Genomic DNA, 14,946 nt, shown 5'->3' on the forward strand with positions numbered 1-14,946 from the left:
TCATTCGTCGTTAGGTGTGTGTCTTTTTAATTGGTATCAATGTGAATCGGTCAACAGTATCGACTGGGAAAATCCCCGCGACTCAAGCAGGCTCTGGGTTCTTCGGGCACTGCCCTCATCGGCAAACGGACCAACCTGGACCCGGTGGAAGCGCCCGGACGCGGTGTCGATGGCCCGAACGCGCATGGGGTTCTCAAGCACCGCCCGGGCCCTGCCCAGCAATTCTTCTGCTGGATGCCGGCTGCTGAAGGAACCAAGCTGGACGAACAGGGCCTCATTACCGGGCGCTATCTGCCCACTGGCTACCACCCTGCTCTCAGGGTAGCTCACTGATGAGCCCGGCACGAACGGCTGGCCGGCCAAAAACATGGATCCGTCCGGTTTGACCGTTATGGCTGCCACCTCGACCCGGGCAGTCCCCCGCGACTGGTAGCCAAGCTTTTTCGCCGCCGCGTAGGACAAATCAATCAGACGATCGCCGTGGAAAGGTCCGCGATCGTTGACTCTCACGATGACCGACCGGCCATTGTCCAGGTTGGTCACCCTCGCGTAGCCGGGAATCCGCAGGGATTTGTGCGCCGCGGACATCGTGTACATATCGAAGGTCTCGCCGTTGGATGTCTTGTGGCCGTGGAATTTTTCGCCGTACCAGCTGGCCGTGCCACGCGCCACGTAGCCGTCGTTAGTCCCCATCACCTGATACTGTTTGCCCCAGACTGTGTAGGGGGACTTGTTACCGGCCCGCCTCGGCTTCTCGTACACGGGCCGGGCATCGGATAACCCGGACGCATCAAAATCCCCCGAGGGCGCGCGATCCTGGGATATTGTGTAACGGGAGGAATGGTCTGGTTCAGGTGCAGACGCACAGCCACCTAACACCAGGGCAGACATCACCGCCAATATCCATGAGAGCGAGGGCTTGAAGTTCACAGTCCGGAATTCCTCTTTCAAGACGGCCGCCGGATTCACTTTCACGCTTTGACGACCATGTCTTTATTGTAACGGGTTATAACCGGTATTCACCATTACCCACTTTCCACCTTTTGCAGGCCGCCGTCAGGCGCTGATCATTCGTCGATGGGTGTGGATGGACATCAATACACCAAAGGCGGCCATCAGCGTCACACCCGAGGTGCCACCATAACTGATCAACGGCAACGGCACACCAACCACCGGGAGCAATCCGCTGACCATTCCCACATTCACGAAGATGTAGATAAAGAACGTCATGGTCAGGGCACCGGCGAGCAGGCGACTGAACGAATCCTGGGCCGTCACCGCAATGTAGAGGCAGCGCAGGATGATGAGAAAATACACGGCCATCAGAGCCATCATGCCGATAAAACCAAACTCTTCCGCCAGCACCGCAACGATGAAATCCGTGTGGCTTTCAGGCAAAAATTCCAGATGGGACTGGGTCCCCTGCAGCCAGCCTTTCCCCTCGATGCCACCGGAACCTATGGCGGTCTTGGACTGAATAATATTCCAGCCTGCACCGAGCGGATCGCTCTGGGGATCGAGCAGGGTCAGGACCCGCTGTTTCTGATAGTCGCGCATGACAAAAAACCACATCATGGGCGCCGAGACCGACACCAGCGCCACGAAGGCGGTGATGAGCTTCCAGCTGATGCCGGCGAAGAACACCACGAAGATCCCGGCCATGCCCACCAGCAATGAGGTCCCCAGATCCGGCTGCTGAATAATCATCATCATTGGCACCAGCACAATGGCCAACCCGATGATGACATGCCGGAAACGGGGCGGCAGGTAATGTCGCGACAGATACCACGCCGCCATCATCGGAACCACCAGTTTCATCAACTCCGAAGGCTGGAACCGGGGCAGCCCGGGAATCGACAGCCAGCGTTGGGCGCCCTTGGCCCCCACACCGACCAGCAGGACCGCCAGCAAGGCGGCAATGCCCGCCCCGTAGAGCCACGGAGCCCAGCGCCTGAATACGGAAGGATCCAGCTGGGCAAACACCAGCATCACGACGAAGGCGACCCCAAGCCGAATCCCCTGGGCCTTGACCACCTCAATGTTTCGATCCGCCCCGCTGTACAGGACAAACAGACCGCCGGAGACCAGGATCAGAAGAAGAAACAGCAGGATCGGATCCAGGTGCAAGGCCGACCAGATTCCCCTTGGGCGACCGAGGGGGTTGGCGGCCGTCGAATCCACGAAATCGTTCAGCGCCATTACCCATCCCCTCCGGCTTTCACGCTGCCCACCAGGGCGCCGTCGTCGTTGGCGGGAAATTCGAGCAGCCAGGCATCGAACAGAGCCCGGGCAACAGGTGCCGCGGTGCTGCTGCCGCCGCCGCCATTCTCGACGATGACGGAGACGGCAATTTTTGGATTTTCAACCGGCGCAAAACCGACAAACAGGGCATGATCCCGCAGCCGTTCCCGGATTTCCTCGGCATCGTACTCCTCATCTTCCGCGAGACTGAAAACCTGGGCAGTGCCGGTTTTGCCTGCCATTCGATAGGGGGCATCGCTGCCGACCCGACGCGCCGTCCCCCGACGACCGTGCATAACCTCGGCCATGGTTTCGACGACGAATTCCCAGTCCCCCGGATTCTTGAGCTTGAGGGGTTCGTGGGTGCCGTCGGGCAGGTAATCCGTCACCGGAGTATCGCCCTCGATTTCCTTTAACAGCCGGGGTTCCGCCCAGGTGCCGCGATTGGCAATCAGCGACGTGGCCGTCGCCAGTTGCAGCGGCGTTGCCAGCATGAACCCCTGGCCAATACCCAGATTCACTGAATCGCCGGGGTACCAGGATTCGCTGCGCATGGCGCGCTTCCATTCCCTGGACGGTAGCAAACCACTCAGGGCGCCGGACACGTCGAGGGCTGCGTCCTCGCCGAATCCAAAGCGGGAGAGATAGCTGTACATGGTGTCCACGCCCATCTTCACGGCAATCTCGTAGAAGTAGACATCACAGGATTCGGCCATGGCGTCCATGAGATCAACCCAACCATGACCGCCCCGCTTCCAGTCCCGGTAGCGACGGCCGGAGTCGTTGAGCCGGAAGTAACCCGGATCCCAGATGGTGTAATCGCGCGTTGTCGCGCCACTGTCCAGGGCTGCGATGGCCAACATCGGTTTCATTGTAGAGCCCGGCGGATACTGGCCCCGGAGTGCGCGGTTGAACAGGGGCTTGTCGCGGCTCTCGCTGAGCTCGCGGTAATCATTGACGCTGATGCCGGTAACAAACTTGTTGGCATCGAACCCGGGCACGCTCGCCAGCGCGAGTATCCCGCCGGTGGCGGGCTCAATAGCGACAATTGCCCCGCGCCGGCCATCCAGCAGCTCGTGGGCCCGTTTCTGAAGTCTAAGATCGAGGTGCAGCTGGAGGTCCTCACCCGGAACCGGATTTTCCCGCTCCAGGACCCGCAGTGTCCGGCCCCGGGCGTTGGTCTCCACGTGCTGATAACCCACCTGGCCGTGCAACAGATCCTCGTAGAAGCGCTCGATGCCGGACTTGCCGATGTAATTGGTACCTGCATAGTTGACGGGATCAATGCGCTGAAGCTCATCCCGGTTAATGCGACTGACAAAACCAAGCGCGTGTGCGGTCAGCTCACTGTGGGGATAATAGCGGACCAGCTCGGCCGTCACTTCCACACCGGGTAATTCATGCCGGTGGACCGCAAGCCGCGCCATCTCCTGTTCATTGAGGTCGTAGCGAAGCGGAATCTCCTGGAAGGGGCGCCGGGGTTCCTGCAGACGGCGCTGGAACCGTTCCAGGTCCTCCTCGGAAACATCGAGAATTCCGCCAAGCTGAGACAGGGTCTGCGCCATTTCGTCCACCCGCTCAGGCACCAGCGTCACGCTGAACACCGGACGGTTTTCGGCCAACAAAGTGTGATTGCGATCGTAGACGAGACCTCGGGGAGGCGGAACTGACTGGACCTGAACGCGGTTTTTATCCGACAGGGTTGTGTAAACGTCGTGCTCAATCACCTGGAGCTGGTACATCCGGGCCAGCAACCCACCGATCAACAACACGACGAAGGTCAGCATCACCATGGCCCGACTCTGGAACAGTCGGCGCTCGGCAGCAGTGTCCTTGAATTCACCCCACGGCATGACGTTTTCCTAAGCCCGGTGGTACGGGTGGTTGCGGGTGATCGACCAGGCCCGATAAAGCTGCTCGGCCAGCACAATACGAACCAGGGGATGAGGCAGTGTCAGGGGCGACAAGGACCACTGCTGGTCCGCCCGCTGGCGGCAGCCCTCGGCCAGCCCATCCGGGCCACCCACGAAGAAACTGACGTCGCGGCCATCCTGCTGCCAGTTCTCCAATTGGCTCGCGAGTTTCTCGGTTGACCATGGCCGACCGCCCACTTCAAGAGCTATGACCCGGTCTTTCGGGCCGGCAGCAGCAAGAAGTGCCTCACTTTCGCGTTGCATCAATCTGGTGATATCCGGGTTCTTGCCCCTATGTGCCAGGGGAATTTCGACCAGCTCCAGGGGCAGTTCCGGCGGCATCCGGCGGGCGTAATCGTTATACCCGGCACTGACCCAGTCGGGCATTTTCTGCCCCACGCAGATCAGACGTAACCGCATGATTATTCGCTGCCCGCAACACCAAGATCCGGGGCATCCCGCCAAAAGCGCTCCAGATCATAGAACTCACGGGTGGCGGGCATCATGACGTGAACAACCACGTCGCCGAGGTCTACCAGTATCCAGTCACTGGCGGTTCCGCCCTCAACATTACCGGCACGGACGCCCTCTTCCTTGGCTTCGGAAACTACGGAGTCGGCAAGTGACTTTACGTGACGGTTGGACGTTCCGGATGCCAGAACCATGAAGTCTGTGACACTGGTACGGTCACGGACATCAATGACACTGATGTCCTGTGCTTTCACATCTTCAAGCGCGTTAACTACCAGATCTTTCAGTTGTTCTGCCTGCATAATCACCCTGTTAGACGGGCGTCGGCCGAAATGGCCGCCCGAAAAGTCATATTCAGACGCGATTGTAGCACTAAAAGTTCCCGCCGGGGCAGGCACCATAGAGCCCCAGACGACGAATCTCCCGCCACACAGAATCCGGAACCAGGTAACGCGGGGACCGACCGTCGCCAATCCGTTCCCGGATGCCGGTAGCGGAGATATCCAGAAGCGGAGGGTCCAGCTCGAGCATCAGACCGCCGGGCTGATTGTGCAGCAGCCTGACGTCCCGGACAGCACGTTTCGCCAGCATCCGCGATGGCTCACCGTCCGGATCAAGCCCCGGGCCGGGCCGGCGGACGACAATGATGTGGGCGAGATCGGGAATCTGCTGCCACTCCTGCCAGCGATCGAAACCGGCAAAGGCATCCGTCCCCACCACCATGGCCAGCGGAGCGTCAGGTCCGAGCTCGTGGCGCAGCTGTCGCAGGGTATCGGCGGTGTAGGACGCCCCGGCCCGCCGGAGTTCCCGATCATCTACCCGTAATTGGGGCTCATCGGCCACAGCCAACTCCAGCAGCTTCCAGCGCTGCTCGGAGGTGGCGCCGGTGTCGCCCCGATGGGGCGGTATATGACAAGGCACCAGACTGACCTGATTGACACTCAGTCGGTCACTGATCTCCAGCGCAAGACGAAGATGGCCGTGATGGATCGGATCGAAAGTTCCGCCGTAGATCACATGCATCGACATCAGGTCCGGATGTGACCGTCGCCGAATACCACGTATTTCTGGGACGTAAGCCCCTCTAACCCGACCGGTCCACGGGCGTGGATCTTATCGGTGGAGATGCCGATTTCAGCCCCCAGGCCGTACTCGAAGCCGTCCGCGAAGCGGGTCGAGGCATTCACCATTACCGAACTGGAGTCCACTTCGGTAATGAACCGACGGGCCCGGGTGAAATTTTCAGTGATGATGCTGTCGGTATGCTGGGAACTGTAGCGATTTATGTGCTCTATGGCACCGTCGAGACCATCAACCACACGAATCGCCAGGATCGGCCCCAGATACTCCGCCTCCCAGTCGGCTTCGACCGCTTCATCGGCATCGATGATCGCGCGGGTCTGGTCACACCCCCGCAACTCCACCCCTTTTTCCGAGAAGGCGGAAGCCAGCAGCGGCAGCATATCCTCGGCGATCTCACAATCCACCAGCAGGGTTTCCATGGTGTTGCAGGTGCCATAGCGCTGGGTCTTCGCATTCACCGACACATTCAAGGCCTTTTCCGGATCGGCATGACTGTCGAGGTAGACATGACAAACCCCATCAAGGTGCTTGATGACAGGCACACGGGCATCCCGGCTGATGCGTTCGATCAGCCCCTTGCCACCGCGTGGCACAATCACATCCACATACCTGGGCATGGTAATCAATTCACCCACCGCGGCTCGATCGGTGGTTTTGATAACCTGCACGGCGGTTTCAGGAAGACCGGCCTCGGCCAGTCCGCGGGCCAGGCACTGCGCAATGGCCTGGTTGGAGTGAATGGATTCAGAACCACCCCGAAGGATGGTTGCATTACCCGATTTCAGGCAGAGGCTGGCGGCTTCGACCGTCACATTCGGACGGGATTCGTAGATGATGCCGATCACGCCCAGCGGCACCCGCATTTTGCCAACCTGGATGCCCGACGGGCGGTAGGTCATGTCGGTTATTTCTCCGATCGGATCCGGCAGCGATGCCACCTGGCGAAGGCCCTCGATCATCGCATCAATGCGCTGCGGTGTGAGCTCCAGTCGGTCGAGCATGGCAACGTCCAGCCCGTTGTCACGGCCACTCTCGAGATCCCTGCTGTTGGCCACGGCCAGTTCGTCGCGGGCCTCATCCAGCGCGCGGGCCGTCGCCAACAGGGCCTGATTGCGCACGGCTGTGGTAGAGCGCGCCACTTGCGTTGCCGCTGCGCGGGCCTGTTCTCCGACGTCAGCCATGTAAGCTGCAATATCCATCCGTTTACCTTCGTGTTTTCGAGCAGAATTCATTAATACCCGCTAACTTTACCTTTCCCGTTTCAAGTACGCACCCCAAACAGATATTATAGCGCTGCGGTATGCCACATACTTAGGGAGTTTCAGAAAAGGAAGGACACCATGGCCCAACTGGCCGAGAAATTTCTATTGAGCAGACTGTCGCGGGCCGGATTCGTCGCCCTGATTGCCATAGCCGCACTTTGCGCCGTGTTGGGGGAGCCACTGACGTCCGCCACGGCAGCCGCAGCCGCCGGAATCGTCATCTGCGGGCGCACTTTTCACGCCAGTCGCCAGCACCGTCCCTGGCCACAGCTCCAACAACTGTTTTTCGTGGTCCTATTGCTGCTTCTGCTGACCAGCTTCTGGACCGGACCCTGGGCTCTCAGCCACTGGTTTTATGCGATCCCCCTGCTTGCCTTTGCCCTGGTCAGGCCGGGCCTGGCAATCGCGATCACCCTGGCATTCATGGCCCTGGCCGGCCTGGCCATTCCTACGGCAACCGGCCTGGCCGATCGCCACCAGATGATCAGCGCGTTCATGCTTACCACCCTGCTTTCGGGCCTGCTGGTGTTCCTGCGCGAGTATAAAACCCGCCAGCTCGCCCCCTTGCGCCGCACTGACGAGCTGACCCAGGCCGCCAGCAGGGAGTACCTCTCGGCTGACCTGCACAAGGAAATCCAGCGCAGCGAGCGCGAAGGAACCGACATGTCGATTATCATGATCGGCCTCGACACCCACTTGAGCGACCATGATCCGGACGAGGACATCCGATCCATCCTGCCCCGGATTGGCCGTTACCTGCACAGCCAGATCCGGGATTTTGATACCTATTATCGGGTCGCGGACCTGCAATTTCTGGTGATTCTCCCCGGCATTGCCACCAGCGACGCCATCAACCGGTCTGAAATCATCCGAAAGGGTCTGTGCACCCTGCTGGAATCCCACGGCATGGCGCTAACCGTGAGCACGGGCATCGCCGGGCTCAACATCGGCGATGACGCCGACAGTTTGCAGCAGAGCGCCGCCAACGCCCTGCGCCGGGCCCAGCAACAAGGTGGCAACCGGACCCAGGCCTACAGCGCCTGGACGCAATCCGGAACCTCAGGCTCAACTTCGGCTGAAGGACCTGCATCATGACCGAAACGCGTCTGCGCACCCTGACCCACAGCATCGGTTACATCCTGGCGACTCTGTTCATCTTCACCCTGGCAATGCAGAACCTTCGCTATGGTTTTTACGAGTTGTTCTACCTTGCCACCGGCATGGCCATGCTGACCCTCGGCGGTGTTGCCTATACCTTCATTTGTCGCCGGCACCAGTTGTCGGCGCCGGGGCACCTGATCATCCTGGCGGGGCTGAACAGCGGCCTGCTGGCCGCCCTGCTCACCCTGGACAGCCCCGGCATCGCCCACTGGGCCATGCCCATGCTGATCCTTAACCTGCTGATCCTGCCGCTCAGACAGGGCGTGGCACTGTCTGTCCTGCTGCTGCTGCCGACCTCTGCAGCGGTCCTGTTCCGGCAGGCACCCGCAGACGCCCTGACCGTGATTGCAGGACTTTTCATTCTGCTCACGGCGGCCTCCCTCTACATCTGGCATTATGACCACATGGCCCAGTCCGCGGAGGATCTGGCAATCACGGATTCGGTCACCGGAGCCCACAATGCCCGCTTTCTGGACGAAACCCTGCAGAAGGAAATCAGCCGGGCCATCGCCACCGGCCACCCGTTGTCTGTGATTGATCTGAGTATCGACTACGCAGATGAGGCCGAGGACCTTTACGGCAAGGGCGGCGTACAGAATCTGTTTCGCGACATGACGGAGCACCTGTTCGGCGTGATCCGCGCCGGTGACACGCTCTATACCTTGAATGAGTCGGAATTTTTCCTGATTCTGCCCTTCACTCCGGAAGAAGGCGTGAGAGTGATCGCTGAGCGCATTCGTCGCACCATCGCTGAACACCAGTGGCCAGTTGTTGGCAAGGTTACGGTCAGCCTCGGCTGCACCACCCGTGGCAGCGGTGACACGCGCACCGACGGGCTCCGTAAGCGCGCCCACGAGGCCATGGAGGAAGCCCGTCGGCGCGGCGCCGATTCGGTCTGGTTCAGTGCTGGAGAGACCATCACGGCATGAGCGCGGACTGGCTGCAGAATCTGTCGGCCTGGCTCAGCGTGCACCCCGGCTGGCTGGCTATCGCCCTGTTCAGCACCGCCTTCGTTGAATCCCTGGCCCTTGCGGGTATCGTTGTGCCCGGGGTCGCCATTCTATTTGCGTTCGCGGCACTGGCCGGAAAAACCGGCATGCCCCTGACGGAAACACTCATCTGGGCCGGCCTGGGCGCGATTGCCGGCGATACGCTCAGCTTTGCCCTGGGACGGAAACTCCAGGGTCGGCTGGATTCGGTCTGGCCGCTCAGCCGCTACCCAAAGCTCATTCGCAAGGGGAAGTCCTTCTTTCGTCAACACGGCGGCAAGAGTGTCGTCATAGGTCGCTTCGTTGGGCCCGTTCGCCCTGTCATCCCGCTCATTGCCGGCGCCCTGTGGATGCCCTGGCAACGGTTTCTCGCCTTCAATATCGCTTCGGCAATTGGCTGGGCGCCGGTATATATTCTGCCGGGCTTTCTGGTCGGAAGTGCACTGGCCAGCGAGATTCAGCCGCCCGCGCATTTTTACGCCGTGGTGGGGGTCAGTCTGGCGGTCATGGTCGTGGTTTACCTGGTGCTGATACAGTTCCAGCTCGGACTCGGTCAAGGCAGCCGGTTTTACTCCTGGCTGGAACGACGGATGGCGACCTACGACGCTACCCACCGCTTCTGGCGACTGTATACCAATCACCGGCCGGACCGGGGTGGTGAGTTTCCCCTTCCCTCGCTAATGATGGCATTGGGGGCTTCCGGCTTACTGTTGCTGTGGGGACAGCTCGCGACAAACACTGCGAGCCTGGAACCGTTCGACCAGCTGGTGTTCGCCTGGTTCGAACAGCTCCGGCAACCCATCCTGGATGGCCCGGTCATCATCGCGACCCTGCTGGGAGATCCGCCAGTGTTGATCACTGCGGCGATTCTCGCGACCCTGGCGCTGGTTTTTCGGGGCTACTACGCCGCCGCTATCCACATTGTCATGGCGGCGGCGCTCACCTTCGTCCTGGTCTGGCTGTTGAAATCCACGCTCGGGGTCACGCGACCGGACGCGGTGCTCAGCCCGCCTGCGTCGGATGCCTTTCCGAGCGGTCATAGCGCTGGAATCACTGTATTTGTGACCCTCGCTGCCAGTTTCGTTGCCGGGGAAACCCGAAGCCACAATCGGTGGCAATCCTACGTGCTATTGTCTCTGCCGCTGCTGCCTGTGGCGCTTAGCCGACTGTATCTCGGCGTACACTGGTTTACGGATGTGATCGGAGGCATCTTGCTGGGGATGGCGATTACCGGGGCGATACGGGCAAGCTACAGCCGATACGATCGGATTCACCTGGCACCGGATGTATCCATGGCAGTGGCAGGCGCCGTATGGCTGGCATTCACCATCGGCTATGTGGTCCTGGCATGGCCACAAGCGCAGATGGATTTCCGGCCGATCTAACCCTCTTCAAGGGCTTCGAGCAGTTCCTGCAATCGGCTGAGCCTTTCAAGCGGATCCTGCAACTCAACCAATCGCTGCTTTTCCTGCTTATCCAGTGGCAACAGTTCGGTCAGGCGCCAGCCCACGTGTCGGGCATCCCGGTAGTCCACATCCATGTCGAGATCACGAACCACCGGATGCTTGAAAAGCGCCCGAAGCACCGAGGGCAGCTCGCTGAACCGTGCCGGCACTTCGCGGTCGGCCTCGTCCAGCAGGACCTCGACATCACCGACATTGAGGCCATCGTCCTGCTGCCAGCTGCGAACCACCGTCACTTTGGAGGCGCCTTCCACGGTGATGCCGAGCAGGCCATTCTCCAACTGCTGAAAATCAATAATCCGGACGTAGGTGCCGATGTCATAAAACGAAGCGGTCGGGCCTGTCTCCGCGCCATCGCGCAAGAGGACCACGACAAATCCGCGATCTTCCTTGAGGCAACGGGTGAGCATATCAATATAACGGGGCTCAAACAGCTGCAGGGGTATCCTCCCCCGGGGGAGAACGATGGAATTCAGGGGGAAGAGAGGTACATTCATATCAACACTAGTCACCGCGTGGCGGACCCAAAAAAATCAGACCCATCGGGTCATCGAATAGAAAGCAACTGCTGTACTTCGTCAACCCGGGCACGAGCCTCGGTCAACAGCTGGAGGCTGCGCGAGGCGTTAAGCTCCAGCTCTCCCAACCGGCGATAGGCCGGCACCTGATCGAACCGTGGTAACTCGGCATTCTGGTGCGAACCAATCATCGAATGCAATTGCGCAACGATCACCACATCGGTCAGTTGCGGCTCCGGTTCGCGACATTCATGGTGCCACTCTTCCGCGTGGCGAACCGACTCGATGAAGGCCGGCGGAAACGCCCAGCTTTCCAGCACCGCCGTACCGACATCTGCACGAAGTTCACGGATCGCATGTCGCAGGTTGTCCGGATCCGAGAACAGGCTCGGGTGATGCTCCGCCTGGACCAACACCGGCACCACACCGATGTCGTGCAACAATCCGGCCAGCATGGCCTCCTCCGGGTTCAGCCGGGTAGCGTGATCGGCCAGCACCCAACACAATGCCGCAACCTCCCGGGAGTGGCGCCACAGGTTCTCCATCTCTTTCTGCAAAGCTGCCTGCCGGCTCTTGAAGACCTCGCGCATGGAGAAAACCGTCACCAACTGCCGGGTGGTTCTCATCCCCAGCCGAACCACCGACTCGCGAACATTGCGCACGTCACTGAAGCCGCGATACAGCGGACTGTTGCACGCCCGCACCAGCTTGGCAGCTATGGCCGGGTCGGCGGAAATGGCACTGGCAACCTGCTCGGCCGTGGAATCTTCCCGGTCAACCAGCCGGCGAACCTTCCATGCCACGTCCGGGACGCTGGGCAGCTTGATCTGGTTGGAGCGCAGCTCGGAGTAAAACTCCATCAGCAGCTCATGCGCTTCACCTTCTCTGCCACCAAAACCTTCACCCGAATTCATGTCCACCTGGTCTACGGGTGCTGATCGCAGCATCTGGTTCAGGATATCCTGCTCGACCGCAAGAATTTCGCACGGCCGTACCGCCGTCACCTCGTACATCCGTGGCTGAAGTCTGGCAATAGGATTGAGCGCTTTCTCGGTCTCGGCCTCGATCAGGGATTTGCGACCATCAACCGACTCCAGCTCCACCAGGCCCGAGACCAGGAAGAAATCGAGACCGTCCCTGACCCCGCGTTCCACCACACGTTGGCCGGCACCGTACGTCCGGCGCTCTGCACGACTGGCCAACAGTACCAGTTGATCATCGCCAAGCCGGTTCAGGGGCTGGAATTCTTTCAGACGGCGAAGTGGCAGGCTTTCCCGGCCGGCCATAGGCAAGCTCCTTTCATGAGGCAAATCCGGAGGCGATTTGTGCTCCCTTATATGCATTGTAAACACGGCCTGCTAAAACAACCATGCGATAGGAGTCTAATCTGGTATTCTTTTACGTCGCACAAAGCCAACCAGAAACCACCATCAGGTAACAACAGAGAGATCAGAACACCATGCCTCAGTATCGTTCGCGGACTTCCACCGCTGGCCGCAATATGGCCGGCGCCCGCGCCCTCTGGCGCGCCACCGGTATGAAAAACGAGGATTTCGGCAAACCCATCATCGCAGTCGCCAACTCCTTTACTCAGTTCGTACCCGGTCACGTCCATCTGAAAGATCTGGGGCAGCTCGTCTGCCGCGAAATCGAGGAAGCCGGCGGTGTCGCCAAGGAGTTCAACACCATCGCCGTCGATGATGGCATTGCCATGGGCCACGACGGCATGCTGTATTCCCTGCCTTCCAGGGAGATCATCGCCGACTCTGTTGAGTACATGGTCAACGCCCACTGCGCCGACGCATTGGTCTGCATCTCCAACTGCGACAAGATCACCCCGGGCATGCTCATGGCTGCCATGCGTCTGAACATCCCCACCATCTTCGTGTCCGGCGGCCCGATGGAAGCCGGCAAAACCAAGTTGTCTGAACACAAGCTTGACCTGGTTGATGCCATGGTTATCGCCGCCGATCCCAACGCCGACGATGAAACCGTGGCCGAATATGAGCGCAGTGCCTGTCCCACCTGCGGCTCCTGTTCCGGCATGTTCACAGCCAACTCCATGAACTGCCTGACGGAAGCCATCGGCCTGGCCCTGCCCGGCAATGGCTCCCTGCTGGCCACCCACGCCGATCGCGAGCAACTGTTCCTGAAGGCCGGTCGTCAGATTGTGGAGAATACGCGGCGCTATTACGAGGAAGACGACGCCAGCGTTCTTCCCCTGAGCATCGCCTCCATGGCCGCGTTCGAAAACGCCATGGTAATGGACATCGCCATGGGCGGCTCGACCAACACCATCCTGCATCTTCTCGCGGCGGCTCAGGAAGGCGGAGTGCCGTTCTCCCTGAATGAAATCGATCAACTCTCCCGCAAGGTGCCCCAGCTGTGCAAGGTTGCCCCCAACTCGCCCAAGTATCACATGGAAGACGTCCATCGGGCCGGTGGTATCATGGGCATTCTCGGGGAACTGGAACGGGGCGGATTGATCAACACGGATTTGCCCACCGTGCACAGCAAGACGATGAGCGAAGCCCTCGAAACCTGGGACATCATGCGCTCTCCGCCCGCCGAAGTGGTGGAATTCTACAAGGCTGGCCCGGCCGGGATTCCAACCCAGACGGCCTTCAGCCAAAGCACTCGCTGGCCAACTCTTGATGGCGACCGGGAGACCGGCTGCATCCGGTCGGTTGAGAATGCCTATTCCTCCGAAGGCGGACTGGCAGTGCTCTACGGGAATATTGCCCTGGACGGCTGCGTTGTTAAAACCGCCGGCGTCGATGAAAGCATCTATGTGTTCGAAGGGACGGCGCGGGTGTTTGAAAGCCAGGACTCCGCTGTCGCCGGCATCTTGAGCGACGAGGTCAAACCGGGCGAGGTGGTCATTATTCGTTACGAAGGCCCACGCGGTGGCCCCGGCATGCAGGAAATGCTGTATCCCACCAGTTACCTGAAGTCCAAGGGGTTGGGTAAGGACTGCGCCCTGCTGACCGACGGTCGCTTCTCCGGCGGCACCTCTGGCCTGTCGATTGGCCATGCCTCGCCCGAGGCCGCAGCGGGCGGTGCCATCGGCCTGATTGAGAATGGCGATCGCATTCGCATCGACATCCCGAACCGCACGATCAATGTCGAGCTGGACCAGCACGAACTGGATCGCCGGCGGGAGGCTCGCGAGGCCAAGGGCTGGAAACCCGACCTGGCCCGGGACCGCAAGGTGTCGGCGGCCCTTAAGGCATACGCCCTGCTGGCCACCAGTGCCGATAAGGGCGCGGTAAGGGACCTGAGCAAGCTCGATTAGGCCGCGTCCGCCCAAAAAAAAGCCCGCTCAGGATACCTGGCGGGCTTTTTTGTCGGTGGCCGACTTACCAGAGCGACCAGCCGCCCTCGTCATCTTCTTCAATTGCACCTTCTTCGGCGCTTTCGGTCTTGGCCGGCGCCTCAGACTTCGCTGGTGCGGAGGAGCTGGCACTGCTCTGTGCCGGCGCGGTAGAGGCCGCAGCGACCTTCACCGAAATCATGCCCAGCGCCTTTTTGGTCTCATCGTTCAGGGTTCCAGTCGCCTGAAGTCCGTTTTCCTTCTGGAACGTGGTCAACGCCGCGCGCGTGGCATCGTCCATTTTAGAGCTGACGTTCGTAATGTTATACCCGGCGCCATAGAGCGCATTCTTGAGGGCAACGGTTTCATCCGCATAGGCTACGGGCGCCAGCCCAAGCATGGCAGCGGTGCCGGCCGCCATTGCCAGTCGGCCCAGATGGTTGGTCGCTTTTCTCATGGTACTCACCTGCATTACTCCTGATATCTCGCCGATACCCGTTTCTTTTTTGTTTTGTGGTGCCTATCTCCACAG

General features: G+C 60.3%; 14 protein-coding genes. 4 read left to right on the plus strand and 10 right to left on the minus strand.

Annotated features, from left to right (window positions below; all coding sequences use genetic code 11):
• Positions 1–36 precede the first annotated feature (36 nt).
• The 7 genes from QQF73_RS17445 to QQF73_RS17475 form a co-directional block, all read right to left on the minus strand.
• Positions 37–930 carry a septal ring lytic transglycosylase RlpA family protein gene (locus QQF73_RS17445; RefSeq protein WP_219868606.1) on the minus strand — a complete coding sequence of 298 codons (894 nt, stop codon included), beginning with the start codon at positions 928–930 and terminating at the stop codon, positions 37–39.
• Positions 931–1,056: 126 nt separating this feature from the next.
• Positions 1,057–2,199, minus strand: coding sequence for a rod shape-determining protein RodA (rodA, locus tag QQF73_RS17450; protein WP_219868607.1), 1,143 nt, complete (start codon positions 2,197–2,199; stop codon positions 1,057–1,059).
• Positions 2,199–4,094 (minus strand): penicillin-binding protein 2, encoded by a 1,896-nt coding sequence (gene mrdA, locus QQF73_RS17455; protein WP_219868608.1) that lies wholly within the window; start codon positions 4,092–4,094, stop codon positions 2,199–2,201. Before mrdA ends, rodA begins: the two co-directional genes overlap by 1 nt.
• 9 nt (positions 4,095–4,103) lie before the next feature.
• On the minus strand, positions 4,104–4,574 hold the full coding sequence (rlmH, locus tag QQF73_RS17460) for a 23S rRNA (pseudouridine(1915)-N(3))-methyltransferase RlmH (RefSeq protein WP_219868609.1): 471 nt from the start codon (positions 4,572–4,574) through the stop codon (positions 4,104–4,106).
• Positions 4,575–4,576: 2 nt separating this feature from the next.
• A complete protein-coding gene (rsfS, locus tag QQF73_RS17465; protein WP_219868610.1) occupies positions 4,577–4,927 on the minus strand; it encodes a ribosome silencing factor in 351 nt (116 codons plus the stop codon).
• Positions 4,928–4,997: 70 nt separating this feature from the next.
• Positions 4,998–5,648, minus strand: a complete 651-nt coding sequence (gene nadD / locus QQF73_RS17470; RefSeq protein WP_285368987.1) for a nicotinate-nucleotide adenylyltransferase — start codon at positions 5,646–5,648, stop codon at positions 4,998–5,000.
• A gap of 5 nt (positions 5,649–5,653) precedes the next feature.
• Complete coding sequence (locus QQF73_RS17475; protein ID WP_219868612.1) at positions 5,654–6,907, minus strand: glutamate-5-semialdehyde dehydrogenase; 1,254 nt, start codon at positions 6,905–6,907, stop codon at positions 5,654–5,656.
• 141 nt (positions 6,908–7,048) lie between these two features.
• Here QQF73_RS17475 and QQF73_RS17480 point away from each other — a divergent pair, with 141 nt between their 5' ends.
• From QQF73_RS17480 to QQF73_RS17490, 3 genes are read left to right on the plus strand one after another with little or no spacing between them, the layout of a single operon-like run.
• Positions 7,049–8,065, plus strand: a complete 1,017-nt coding sequence (locus QQF73_RS17480) for a GGDEF domain-containing protein (RefSeq protein ID WP_219868613.1) — start codon at positions 7,049–7,051, stop codon at positions 8,063–8,065.
• On the plus strand, positions 8,062–9,060 hold the full coding sequence (locus QQF73_RS17485; protein ID WP_219868614.1) for a GGDEF domain-containing protein: 999 nt from the start codon (positions 8,062–8,064) through the stop codon (positions 9,058–9,060). Before QQF73_RS17480 ends, QQF73_RS17485 begins: the two co-directional genes overlap by 4 nt.
• A complete protein-coding gene (locus QQF73_RS17490) occupies positions 9,057–10,505 on the plus strand; it encodes a bifunctional DedA family/phosphatase PAP2 family protein (RefSeq protein ID WP_219868615.1) in 1,449 nt (482 codons plus the stop codon). The genes QQF73_RS17485 and QQF73_RS17490 overlap by 4 nt, the downstream gene beginning before the upstream one ends.
• On the opposite strand, the gene QQF73_RS17495 is transcribed toward QQF73_RS17490, so the two are convergent.
• Together QQF73_RS17495 and QQF73_RS17500 are read right to left on the minus strand one after the other, a co-directional pair.
• Positions 10,502–11,080 (minus strand): LON peptidase substrate-binding domain-containing protein, encoded by a 579-nt coding sequence (locus QQF73_RS17495; RefSeq protein WP_219868616.1) that lies wholly within the window; start codon positions 11,078–11,080, stop codon positions 10,502–10,504. The two genes, QQF73_RS17490 and QQF73_RS17495, sit on opposite strands and share 4 nt — an antisense overlap.
• A gap of 50 nt (positions 11,081–11,130) precedes the next feature.
• Positions 11,131–12,387: an HDOD domain-containing protein gene (locus QQF73_RS17500; protein ID WP_219868617.1), complete on the minus strand. Its 1,257-nt coding sequence runs from the start codon at positions 12,385–12,387 to the stop codon at positions 11,131–11,133.
• A 173-nt stretch (positions 12,388–12,560) separates the two neighbouring features.
• On the opposite strand from QQF73_RS17500, the gene ilvD reads away from it, so the two are divergent.
• Positions 12,561–14,396 carry a dihydroxy-acid dehydratase gene (gene ilvD / locus QQF73_RS17505; RefSeq protein WP_285368990.1) on the plus strand — a complete coding sequence of 612 codons (1,836 nt, stop codon included), beginning with the start codon at positions 12,561–12,563 and terminating at the stop codon, positions 14,394–14,396.
• Between the two features lie 64 nt (positions 14,397–14,460).
• Here the strand turns inward: ilvD and QQF73_RS17510 are convergent, their stop codons facing one another.
• Positions 14,461–14,871, minus strand: a complete 411-nt coding sequence (locus QQF73_RS17510; RefSeq protein ID WP_219868619.1) for a peptidoglycan-binding domain-containing protein — start codon at positions 14,869–14,871, stop codon at positions 14,461–14,463.
• Positions 14,872–14,946 lie beyond the last annotated feature (75 nt).

Source organism: Marinobacter albus (assembly GCF_030238305.1).
GTDB classification, from domain to species: domain Bacteria; phylum Pseudomonadota; class Gammaproteobacteria; order Pseudomonadales; family Oleiphilaceae; genus Marinobacter; species Marinobacter albus.

Coding starts and splice junctions, on each gene's coding strand:
- rlmH (WP_219868609.1), bottom strand. CDS start 4,574: ATGCGGTTACGTCTGATCTGCGTGGGGCAGAAAATGCCCGACTGGGTC.
- ilvD (WP_285368990.1), top strand. CDS start 12,561: ATGCCTCAGTATCGTTCGCGGACTTCCACCGCTGGCCGCAATATGGCC.
- rsfS (WP_219868610.1), bottom strand. CDS start 4,927: ATGCAGGCAGAACAACTGAAAGATCTGGTAGTTAACGCGCTTGAAGAT.
- QQF73_RS17480 (WP_219868613.1), top strand. CDS start 7,049: ATGGCCCAACTGGCCGAGAAATTTCTATTGAGCAGACTGTCGCGGGCC.
- mrdA (WP_219868608.1), bottom strand. CDS start 4,094: ATGCCGTGGGGTGAATTCAAGGACACTGCTGCCGAGCGCCGACTGTTC.
- rodA (WP_219868607.1), bottom strand. CDS start 2,199: ATGGCGCTGAACGATTTCGTGGATTCGACGGCCGCCAACCCCCTCGGT.
- QQF73_RS17490 (WP_219868615.1), top strand. CDS start 9,057: ATGAGCGCGGACTGGCTGCAGAATCTGTCGGCCTGGCTCAGCGTGCAC.
- QQF73_RS17485 (WP_219868614.1), top strand. CDS start 8,062: ATGACCGAAACGCGTCTGCGCACCCTGACCCACAGCATCGGTTACATC.
- QQF73_RS17495 (WP_219868616.1), bottom strand. CDS start 11,080: ATGAATGTACCTCTCTTCCCCCTGAATTCCATCGTTCTCCCCCGGGGG.
- QQF73_RS17510 (WP_219868619.1), bottom strand. CDS start 14,871: ATGAGAAAAGCGACCAACCATCTGGGCCGACTGGCAATGGCGGCCGGC.
- QQF73_RS17500 (WP_219868617.1), bottom strand. CDS start 12,387: ATGGCCGGCCGGGAAAGCCTGCCACTTCGCCGTCTGAAAGAATTCCAG.
- nadD (WP_285368987.1), bottom strand. CDS start 5,648: ATGCATGTGATCTACGGCGGAACTTTCGATCCGATCCATCACGGCCAT.
- QQF73_RS17475 (WP_219868612.1), bottom strand. CDS start 6,907: ATGGATATTGCAGCTTACATGGCTGACGTCGGAGAACAGGCCCGCGCA.